This is a genomic window from Bacillus sp. L_1B0_5, from assembly GCF_000836715.1.
Taxonomy (GTDB): domain Bacteria; phylum Bacillota; class Bacilli; order Bacillales; family Bacillaceae_G; genus Bacillus_A; species Bacillus_A thuringiensis_S.
In genome coordinates this window covers 77,280-87,232 of the sequence record NZ_JXIS01000002.1, presented here as the reverse complement: position 1 = coordinate 87,232, position 9,953 = coordinate 77,280, and the positions used below count along the sequence as shown (strand labels likewise).

The following is a 9,953-nucleotide window of genomic DNA, read 5'->3' as shown; positions in this document are numbered from 1 at the left end:
TGTCTAACTTTCGGGGGTCACTTCATATTTTTAGGAACGGCTTTTTTACCAATATGAAATAATTTAGTTATTTTTTTCTGACCATTTTTCAACATCCCAAACCTTTGTGATCCAATCTTCATAGAATTCCGGTTCGTGACATACAAGGAGAATTGTTCCTTTATATGCTTTCATAGCCTTCTTAAGTTCTTCTTTTGCTGTAACATCAAGATGGTTTGTCGGCTCATCAAATAGTAGCCAGTTACTTTCTTCACCCATTAACTTACATAAACGAACTTTTGCTTGTTCTCCACCACTTAATTGACTTAATGGGCGAGAAATATGTTCATTTTTTAATCCGCATTTTGCTAACATCGCACGAATTTGATGCTGGTCTAGGCCAGGGAATGTATTCCATACATCATCAATTGGTGTTATATTATCAGCTTTAACTTCTTGCTCAAAGTATGCAGGCTCTAAGAAGTCACCAAGACTTGTTTTACCGTTTAAAGGTTTAATTTTACCTAAGATTGTTTTTAGTAACGTTGATTTACCAACACCATTACATCCAACAATAGCAATTTTTTCACCACGCTCAATTGTCATTGATAGCTTTGGTAGTAGCGGATGTGTATATCCGATTTCTACATTTTCACCTTCAAAGACGAAGCGACTACTTGCACGACTTTCTTTAAATGAGAATTCAGGTTTAATTGCTGTTTCCGGACGATCAATAAGTTCCATGCGATCAAGTTGTTTTTGACGACTCTTTGCACGACCTGTCGTTGAATAACGAGCCTTGTTCTTTGCAATGAAATCTTCTTGCTTTTTGATAAACTCACGCTGCTTTTCATAAGCGTTTATATGTTGATTTTTATTGATTTCTGCTAGTTCTAGGAATTTTTCATATGTCGCTGTATAGCGCGTCATTTTTGTGAATTCTAGATGGAAAATAACATCAACACATTTGTTCATAAATTCTGTATCATGAGAAATTAATAAGAATGCATGTGGATATTCTTTTAAATAAGTTGTTAACCAATGAATATGTTCAACGTCTAAATAGTTAGTAGGTTCATCAAGCAATAACACTTCTGGTTGTTCAAGTAATAGCTTTGCAAGCAATACTTTTGTACGTTGTCCACCACTTAGTGCTGAAACATCACGATCTAAACCAATAGCATCAATTCCAAGACCACGTGCAGCCTCTTCAATTTTCATATCTAGTAAATAGAAACCACCTGCTTCAAGTGCATCTTGTATTTCTGCCATTTGTTCAAGAAGTTCTTCTAGTTCTTCTGGTGTAGCAGTTCCCATTTTTTCTGTAACTTCATTTAAAGCTGTTTCCTTTTCGAATAACGGTAAAAATGCATCCGCTAGTACGTCACGAATTGTACGTCCAGGCGTTAAAACCGTATGCTGATCTAAGTAACCGTAATGTGTGCCTGGTGTCCATTCTACACGACCTTCGTCATGAATAAGCTGACCAGTAATGATATTCATGAATGTTGATTTACCAACACCGTTTGCACCAACTAATCCAACGTGCTCACCTGCTAATAATCGCATAGATACATCTTTAAATAATGTACGATCGCCAAATGTATGTCCTAATTTTTCAACTGTTAATAAGCTCATAGTATCCTCCGTCCAACTTGAAATAGTACCTTGAATCATGATACTAAATTCTTTCATATAATGCCATCATTTCAAAATGTATATTTTTTCAAAAAAAGGGTTGCATTAATTTTCTGAAAATATATAATATAATTGAACAGCGGTTAATTAAATGTGTGAGGTATGAAATATGTCGCCAAGGAAAGCAGTTAAACAAGAACTAACAAGAGAAATGATTATGAATGTAGCTAGGGGGCTATTTATAGCACAAGGATATCAACATACTTCAATGCGCAAAATTGCAACAGAACTTGGATATAGCCATGGTTCGATTTATTATCATTTTAAAAACAAAGCAGAGCTATTTTACGCAATGGTGGAACAGGATTTTCAATTATTAAATAAAAAGTTAGATGAAATTTGTAATCAAAAATTATCGAGAGAAGAGCAACTAAGAGCAGTTTTATTCGGTTTTATTGAATTTGGTCTAAGAAATCAGAGTCATTATGAAATTATGTTTTTAATTAAAGATGCCGAATTAAAAGAGTGTTTGGCAAATAGTCCTAATGTTAGCTATGAAAAATTTGCGAAGGTTATTTCTTCTTTATGTGATGGGAAATTAAATGCGATGATAATATGGTCTGTTTTTTTATCATTACATGGATTTGTAGCACATTATTGCAGAAGTGGTCAAACGTTTGAAGAACTACAAGGTTTGGCTAAAGTACATGTAGAGTTTATTTCAAAATCGCTTCTTATGTAAGTGATTTTCTTTTTAACATTAATTGAACGGTGGTTAATTAATTTAGGAGGGGATTTATAATGAAGAAGGCTTTAGTATTAGGTGCTTCTGGTTCAATGGGTTATGCAATTGTAAACGAATTATGTGACCGAGGGATTCATGTAGTTGCTTTTGCAAGAAATAAGGAGAGATTAGGTGCATTATTTTCTGGGAACAAACATGTAGAAGTTGTAGCAGGCGATGTATTTATACAAGAGGATATAATGAATGCCGCTAAAGATGTTGATATTATATTTCATGCTGTAAATATTCCGTATTCAGATTGGGAGAAACAACAAGAGAAATTATTGATAAACATATTAGAGGTATCGAAACATTACGGTATCAAACTAGGAATAGTTGATAATATTTATGCGTATGGAAGGCAAGGGGAAGGGCTTGTAAAAGAAGATGCTAAAAAGAGACCACAAACAAAGAAAGGGAAGATTCGTTTACAACTTGAAGAGATGGCAAAACAAGCTAATGTACGAATGTTTATTGCTCATTTCCCAGACTTTTATGGTCCAAATGCAGAAAATACACTTGTCCATCATACATTAAAGGGAATACTTGCAAATAAAATGTCTAGCTTTGTTGGAGATAAAAAGATTGCCCGTGAATATATTTTTACACCAGATGGTGCAAAAGCGATGGTTGAATTAGCTTCACATGATGAGGCCTATGGACAAAATTGGAACATACCAGGTTATGGTGTCATTACAGGTGAGGAAATGATTCAACACATACGGGAATTAACGGGATATACCAAACGAATAATAGCTGTAAAAAGAGGAATGATCCAGTTCATTGGTCTGTTTGATAAGCAGATGAAAGAATTTGTGGAAATGCTATATTTGACGGAAAAACCAGTTGTATTAAGCGGGGAGAAATATGAGAGGTGTATCGGGGAGATACCAAAAACTTCGTATTATAATGGGCTAAAAGAAATGATTATATCTATGCAAAAAAAGAGTGTGTAAATGTTAGGATATAAAAAAGTTACTTCTACCTATAGAAGTAACTTTTTTGTTATGCCTTTTGTTTAACTTCACTAACTTTCTTTTCAGCTACAATAAAATGTGGTCTACGTTTTGTTTCATAATAAATACGACCGATATATTCACCAATAACCCCTAGGAATATGAGTTGAATACCGCCAATAAATAGTATAGCGGAAATGAGAGTAAAGTAACCAGGAACTTCCACACCACCAAGGATGATTTGAACGAACGTAGTGATTACATATAAAAGTCCAAAAATGGTTGTTAGTAATCCAAGATATATAGATAGACGTAACGGTTTATTATTGAATGAAATTACACCATCAATTCCGTAATTTAATAATTTCGAGAAGGTCCATTTACTTTCTCCATCAGAACGTAATACATTTTCATATTCAATGATTAACTCGTTATAACCAATCCAAGAGAATAAGCCCTTCGAAAATCGGTTGTATTCACTTAAGGATACTAAAGAATCCACTGCTCTTCGGCTTAAAAGTCTAAAGTCACCAATACCATCTACTAATTCAATATCTACAAATTTATTCATTACTTTATAGTAAAGACGAGAGACGAAAGAGCGAACGGGTGAATCACCAGTTCTTGTCCTTTTTGCAATGACTTGGTCGTAGCCGTCGTTATATCCTTCTAACAGTTCTTTTATTAATGTAGGAGGGTGTTGTAAGTCAGCATCCATAATAACGATTGCATCGCCTGTAGCGTATTTTAAACCTGCTAACATTGCAGCTTCTTTTCCGAAGTTTCGACTAAACGATATATAGTGTACCGATGAATCTGCACTAGCTAAATCACGTAAAATATTTAAGGTATCATCTTTACTACCATCATTAACAAAAACAAATTCATAATCGGTAGTTAATTTATGAATTTCAAGAGAAGTCTCTGAATAAAAGGCACGAAGCACCTTTTCCTCATTGTAGCATGGTACTACTATTGAAAGGGTCATGTTAGGACCTCCTTAGGTGTAATTTTAAACTGGGCATGAAGTAAAAGTGAAGCAATCATCTTCAACTTTTACTTCACTTCATTTTAATAACTTTTTTTAAAACGATTTTTTAATTTTGAATATCTTTTCGTATCTCCAAGAACTAGAAGCGAGATGCAAATGATAAATGAAATGATAGAAATAACGAGACCCATTTTGAAATAAGGTGTGACGTATTTCATTTCAACTACATGTTGCCCTTTGGAAATAGGAACGCCAATAAAGGCGGAATTAGCCTTCGTAAATTCCGTTTCTTTACCGTCAACTTTTATTGACCATCCTTTACTATACGGTACCGATAAATATAGTAATCCATCCTTAGTGGAATTAATCTCACCTTTTAAGGAGTTACCTTCATAGTAAATGTTTTGTAGACTATTTTCTTTTAAAGTATTTACTTTTTTAGGGACAGTCTGATAGTTAGTACTGTTGATTTGTAAGTCTTTCAACTCATATTGACCAGGAGTAGGAATAGAAATGATTAGCTCGGTTGGCTTCGCATCTTTTCCTAAGTTGTAAACAAATCTTTCTAACGGATAAGCATAAGCTCCATCCTCATTACCTTTTATCATAGATTTGTCATTCACGGTAACTCCAAATGATTCCTTGTTTATATTTCTAATTTTAATTTCAACAAGAAGATCACCTAACATATCGTTATTATCAATAGGTACTATTATACGCCCATTTTCATGAACAGTGAGTATATCTTTCTCTTTCTCTATATTTTCCCACTTCATTTTATTTGGATTAATCTTAATTTGTTTTGAATCTAGCTGTTTTGTATTAAATTGTTTTAATGGAAGACTTCCAACATCATTTACAACTACAGCATCTAATAAAAGTTGATCTTTCTCGGCAAAATTAAGTTTTGAAAATTCTTCATCACTTATTCCAGCTTCGTATACATAGCCTAATGGTAGTGCAAATTCATTTTTATAAATGTTGTAAGGACCTACTTGTTGTAAATGCTTATAGCCATAAGGAATTTCGGTTTTATTAGCACCTTCACTTAGTACATAATATTTTACCCCTAGCATGTTCTCAAGGAATAATCGTTTATCTAACTGGAAGAACATAGATGGGCTATCATATCCTTGGAAAACATTGTACTTATTCTTCATAAAGTCATGAACATGATAATTGACTAAGCTTTGATAAGTACTTGTACCATGATAACCTTGCAACATCGGCGTATTTTTATAATTATTGTTTGGATTGATAATTCGATAAAAATCTTTATCTTGATTTTGTATATAACGAATTGCGTCAATTTCATCCTTATTATCAAGACCTGGCCCATGTAATGATTCTTTTGTCACGCCTGCTTGATTAAAGTGTTTACTAAGAGCAAAATCTGAATAGAAGTAATTAATAAATATTACATTGACGAGTACATTTAATACAATGAAACATTGTAAGGCTACTTTTGATAAATAGCGCCATAGTAATATTGTAATAATAGATAATACAGTAGTGCAAATTAAAATTTTATCAATCGTTTGTAGCGGCTGTGCGTTTATATTTACTTTTCTATAGAATGCGTAAATAAATAATGCTGTTGCTAGCAAAGGACCTATTAAAGAATTGACATTCTTTTTGTGGAGCAGCATCCAATCTAAAATGTAGGCGACAGTTTGCGCAACCACAAATGCAAATAAGTAAAACCATCTGTATTGCATAGCAGAAAAGCCATTAAATACGGAATACGTATATGGAAGCATATATAGCACTAACATAAACCCAGTAAAGAGCAATTTATTTGTGACAAGTTTATTGCGTATTAGAAGCGCGCTAGTAATAAGGAAGAGGATGAAAACAGGGAATGCAAGCTGATAATCCTCTGTATTATTAATGAAAAAGATACTTTCCATTAAGTTTTTATAAAACGTATCTTCAAAAAATAACGGTATAGTAAATTTTGTAGCGAGTCGATCGGAACTAAATACACCATTTACAGATGGTATAAAGCAAACAGCAGATAAACCTAGTGATAAAGCATATAGAAAAGCAATTCTAATATAATAAATTATAAATGTTTTAATTGTTTTGTTCTGCTGTGTAGCGAAATATTGGAAAAAGGCATAAATATAGATAAAAATACTAGTAATGAAAGCGAAATAGAAATTTGATGCAAGCATAAGTGCTGTTGCAAACAGGAATAATCCCTTTTTTCGCTCTAAAATATATTTATCTAATCCCCATATTACTAAAGGTAAAAACACTATAGCATCTGCCATGAAATCCCATAATAAAGAATGGCGAATGAAAGTTACACATCCTCCATATATAATGGCAGAAATGAAAGAAGAAAAAATAGTTTTATTGTGATAACGTAAAGAACCATACATGAATAACATCGCTAATGTACTTTTTAAAATACTCATATATAGCTTCATCTCAAAGATTTGGTCAAAATTTAGTTTAGGAAGTAGAAGTGTAAGCCAGAAAAATGGTGCTGTACTATAGTAATAACTAAATTCTCCGAATAAATCTCCACCTAATCCATAATCCCAAGACCAAAATAAATTCCCATCTTTAAATGCGTGTTGTAAAAGGAATGTAAAGAAACTGAATTGTGATAATGCATCTCCCGTACTAGAAAATACACTGTCTGATTTTAGGAAAAAGTAATGAAAAGCAAATGCACATATTATTAATAATGGAATAATAATAAGTGTGCTTTTAGTGAAAAATGTTCTTTTATTTACTTCTGAAGTCATTAAATAAATAAGCCTCCTTAAATGCAATTGCCACATTCTTCATCTCTGGATATCGTTTTAGGATGAAGAAAAACTATGTATGAATCGGCGATTTTTAATAGTATTAATAAAGTGTTCATTTGTGCAATTTGTGTTAAATTTAGGGCGTGAATAGTTAATATTTACATGAAGAATTAACTATGAATTACCTTAATAATAGCTGTTGTACATCTAGTGCTGTTCGTTTCCAAGTATAATCATTCCAGAAAGGCAAGTCAATTTAAGATATAGATTGGAAAAGGGCTCATTTTTTAAGTGAAGAAGATAAAAATAAAAACTTCAAATTTGATTTGAAGTTTTTATTTTTATTTATTTTCGAGCCAGTTTTTTATTTATAAATCCTAAAATCAATCCGCGTATTTGTGGATCGATTGCAAGACCGATAATACCGTATAATATACCAGTAATTGTTAAAGCAACTAGTGGCGGTAAGGTAATTAACATTGTACGGTATAGAATATAGCTGATTATAAAGGCTAAGGTATTGAATATAATCCCTTTAAATAGTAAAGAGAAGCCTTTACGAACAAATAGAGTGAATCCGATTAATAACGTAATCTCGGTAAGGATAGCGGCAATAGCGGCTCCCATCATTCCAAACTGACCACCTAAGACGATGTAGCTTATAACGGCAACAGCTAGTCCGATTCCCATTGTTGTTGCGCGTTTCCATTGTTGACCAATTGTCGTTAAATTATCAGCAAGTGGATAGTTAATAGATTGTAGAATGACCATAAAGGCTAAAATGGCAAGGGCATCACCAGCTGGAGCATATTCTTCACCTAACAAAGTAACAATCCAAAAGCTTGGATCAGCGATAAATGGAATGGAGATCCCCATTCCTAAGAAAGACATCAGTTTTAATTCAAACTGAGATAGTTTTCTATGTTCATCAATATTCTTTTCATTTCCAAACGCAAATAATTTTGGATAGAAGGCTGCTGCAATTACACCAGGTATTTGATAAAGGACTGCAGGTATTTTCGATGCAGCTCCAAAGAATCCAACTTGCTCATACGTCGAAACTTTTTCTAATATAATAGGGCCTAACTGTGGTAAAAGCATAATGATAATGCCATTGATTGTGAAAATCAGCAGTTGATCTAAAATTCCTTTGTCCCAGCCCTTATGAACTGTTGTATGGCGGAGTACCATTATGAAGGCGATGACTCCTGTTACAAGACTAGATATCCCGTACATGGCAGCGACTGTCATAAGTGACCATTTCAACGACATTCCTAGTAGAAGCGCAGCTGCGGCTGTTACACCTTGTAGTACAGAAATAATCGCTGTAAATTGCATACGTTCTGTTACTTGGAAATAAGCCATTCCAACGCCTTGTAAAGTTGCTCCAAACATTGTCGGTAGTACAACCCAATATACCATGGCGCGTAAGTAGACATCCGTATAGAAGAACTGAGCAAAAATAGCGAAGAGTACAGAAATTACGACAGCTAATACGAAACGAATGCGTAAATAACTACTGATTAGTACGCTAATATTTGCATCCTTTCTCGTTCCTTCACGCATAAACGTATGTGTCAAACCTGCATCTGTGAAATAACAAATAACAGCGGAAACTGCTAATGCAGTTGTAAACATTCCATACTCACCAGGAGAAACGTATCTTGCAAAGAGAATCGTCGCGATAGCAAGTACAAATCGAACAGTAATATTTCCTACAAATAGGTAGGAGGCATTTTTAAGAATCTTATTTGTTTTCATGAGAAAAAACCTTTCTATTCTTTAGGACTTTTTTAGTTTGTCCTATTTGTAAATTTGATTTGTTTACGGAAAGAGAGGTGAGTACTATATTTTCGGTTTAAGAAAACAGAAATTTAATTCGCACAAACCAAAGCATTGCATATAGTTTTTTACTACGCTTTCCGTTTTTTGAATAGATTTTACGGCAATATTTCTTTATATCTTTTTTGATTAATTGAACTTGAGCATTATCCAATTGAGAGTTTTCTTTAATGTATATACAAGCATTATTGATAACCGTATAAGGGAATAAATAAGTCTCAAGAATCTCAATAAGTGACTGAGGGTCTTTCGTAATGAAGTCTTGAGATTTATTATGTACCCAGTCTTTCATACGATTGAATACTTCCAGTTCTTTAGTGGTTTTTAATTCGTAATCTTTATATTTAGAAGAAAGATTTCCTTCCGATAAGATTCTATAATATGTTAAGTATTCATCGACATAGCATACATTTGTCACACTCATTAGTTTAAATAAAAACTCCAAGTCTTCTCCCCAGCTACATCCTGGTGTAAAACGGATATTATAATTCATTGCGATAGAGCGTTTGAAAATCCAAGTACTTGTTTGAGCAACAACTTGGTGTGTTAAGAATGCTTTTGCCATATCACCTTTAATAAAGTTTGTTGTATGCTCAACCTTTTCACCTGTTTCTTCGTAGAAATTCATATAACCACAATAGCACGCGTCCATGTTGTTTTTATGCATACTCTCGATTTGTTTCTCAATTTTAGTTGGATGCCATAAGTCATCACTATCAAGGAAAGCGACATATTCTCCGCTAGCATTTTCAATCCCTGTATTACGAGCTACTGAAACACCTTGGTTTTTTTGGTGAACGTATTTTACTTGACCCGGATATTTTTCTGCAAGATTTTTTACGATAGAAGGTGATTGATCTTTACTTCCATCATCTACAATTACAATTTCAATGTTTTTATATGTTTGATCCAGTATTGACTGCATTGTTTCTTCAATATATTTTTCTGTGTTATACAGGGGTATGACAACAGAAACAAGTTGTTTTTGTTCCATCATAGAA

Annotated in this window: 7 protein-coding genes; 2 read left to right on the top strand and 5 right to left on the bottom strand. The window is 33.3% G+C overall.

Annotated features, from left to right (window positions below; translation table 11 throughout):
- Nucleotides 1–63: 63 nt before the first annotated feature.
- Nucleotides 64–1,617, bottom strand: a complete 1,554-nt coding sequence (locus RT27_RS01460) for an ABC-F family ATP-binding cassette domain-containing protein (protein WP_016079570.1) — start codon at nucleotides 1,615–1,617, stop codon at nucleotides 64–66.
- Nucleotides 1,618–1,786: 169 nt separating this feature from the next.
- On the opposite strand from RT27_RS01460, the gene RT27_RS01455 reads away from it, so the two are divergent.
- Both RT27_RS01455 and RT27_RS01450 read left to right on the top strand, forming a co-directional pair.
- The gene (locus tag RT27_RS01455; protein WP_000074955.1) at nucleotides 1,787–2,359 is read left to right on the top strand and encodes a TetR/AcrR family transcriptional regulator; all 573 of its coding nucleotides are present in this window, start codon (nucleotides 1,787–1,789) and stop codon (nucleotides 2,357–2,359) included.
- A 59-nt stretch (nucleotides 2,360–2,418) separates the two neighbouring features.
- Nucleotides 2,419–3,357: an SDR family NAD(P)-dependent oxidoreductase gene (locus tag RT27_RS01450; protein ID WP_043935118.1), complete on the top strand. Its 939-nt coding sequence runs from the start codon at nucleotides 2,419–2,421 to the stop codon at nucleotides 3,355–3,357.
- A gap of 49 nt (nucleotides 3,358–3,406) precedes the next feature.
- Here RT27_RS01450 and RT27_RS01445 read toward each other — a convergent pair whose 3' ends face one another.
- The 4 genes from RT27_RS01445 to RT27_RS01430 all read right to left on the bottom strand — a co-directional run bounded on the left by RT27_RS01445 (nucleotide 3,407) and on the right by RT27_RS01430 (nucleotide 9,949).
- On the bottom strand, nucleotides 3,407–4,345 hold the full coding sequence (locus RT27_RS01445) for a glycosyltransferase family 2 protein (protein WP_043935117.1): 939 nt from the start codon (nucleotides 4,343–4,345) through the stop codon (nucleotides 3,407–3,409).
- A gap of 83 nt (nucleotides 4,346–4,428) precedes the next feature.
- Nucleotides 4,429–7,107 (bottom strand): YfhO family protein, encoded by a 2,679-nt coding sequence (locus tag RT27_RS01440; RefSeq protein WP_043935116.1) that lies wholly within the window; start codon nucleotides 7,105–7,107, stop codon nucleotides 4,429–4,431.
- 348 nt (nucleotides 7,108–7,455) lie between these two features.
- Nucleotides 7,456–8,871 (bottom strand): oligosaccharide flippase family protein, encoded by a 1,416-nt coding sequence (locus RT27_RS01435; RefSeq protein WP_043935115.1) that lies wholly within the window; start codon nucleotides 8,869–8,871, stop codon nucleotides 7,456–7,458.
- A gap of 97 nt (nucleotides 8,872–8,968) precedes the next feature.
- Nucleotides 8,969–9,949: a glycosyltransferase gene (locus RT27_RS01430; RefSeq protein ID WP_043935114.1), complete on the bottom strand. Its 981-nt coding sequence runs from the start codon at nucleotides 9,947–9,949 to the stop codon at nucleotides 8,969–8,971.
- Between the last annotated feature and the right edge of the window lie 4 nt (nucleotides 9,950–9,953).